This is a genomic window from Leucobacter sp. M11 (assembly GCF_035726885.1).
Taxonomy (GTDB): Bacteria; Actinomycetota; Actinomycetes; order Actinomycetales; family Microbacteriaceae; genus JAPFRB01.
In genome coordinates this window covers 182,747-183,644 of record NZ_JAPFRB010000005.1, presented here as the reverse complement: position 1 = coordinate 183,644, position 898 = coordinate 182,747, and the positions used below count along the sequence as shown (strand labels likewise).

At 70.7% G+C, this 898-nt stretch carries 1 tRNA gene; it reads left to right on the top strand.

The features are described 5' to 3' along the window. The first annotated feature begins 736 nt into the window (after positions 1 to 736). Positions 737 to 809: transfer RNA gene (locus tag OOT08_RS16220), tRNA-Gly, on the top strand. The last annotated feature ends 89 nt before the right edge of the window (positions 810 to 898 follow it).

Sequence of the window (898 nt, the reverse complement as noted above, 5' to 3'; positions counted from 1 at the left end):
GCACGGTCGGTGGGCGGCGAGCCGTCGGGGCCGCCGTCGGGTCAATCGCTGGGGGTTCGGGGAAGCGCGAGGACGGGCGGGCCTGACCGGTCGCGACGACCGAAACGCGGCGCTTCTCAGCCGGAACCGTTGCGGGTCACCGAGCTGCCGGTCGTCGAGCTGGGGTTATCGAGCTGGGGTTATCGAGTAGGGGTTATCGAGCAAGAGCAACGAGCTACACGAGGAGCCCCCCCAGGGGCACCACACGAGAAACCTGCCGGAGGGTGGGGCTCACCCCCGCGCCGCCGCAGGAGGGTGGCAGTGCCTGCAGCCGCCGCTGCCAGCTCCTGGCGCAGAGCAAGCCGCTGATCGCGAAGCGCACGAAGTCCCCGGCGGACGAATGACGATGCCCGCGAAGGCGGCCGCGCCGCTTCGGCCGGAACGGGGTCGGGCGTCCCCGCCGAGAACTGCCCGTGGCCGGGAGCCGGAGCGCGTCGGACGGGTTCGCCGATTCCCCGGGTGCGCCGTCGCACGCCCCGGACCGACCATGCCCACACTCCTCCCGATCGACCGCGCTGGCGGGCACGGGGCGGCTCCCGCGCGCCCTGGCCCCGCCCTTGGCCCCGCGGCCCCTCCGGCGCGCGCGACGCGCCCGGCGGAGGGCTCAATGCGGCGCCTCGGCGAATCATCCGGTACAGTAGAACTTGTTCCGGAAACGGAGCGGCTCAGAAATGAGCGTCACTCAGAACCTGAGTGTGCGGATGTGGCGCAGCTGGTAGCGCATCACCTTGCCAAGGTGAGGGTCGCGAGTTCGAATCTCGTCATCCGCTCAGAGAAGAAACACAGAACAGCCCCCGGGTCACCGGGGGCTGTTTTTTGTTTCCCCGGCGCATTTGCTCCCCCGAGCGCGAGGAGTACG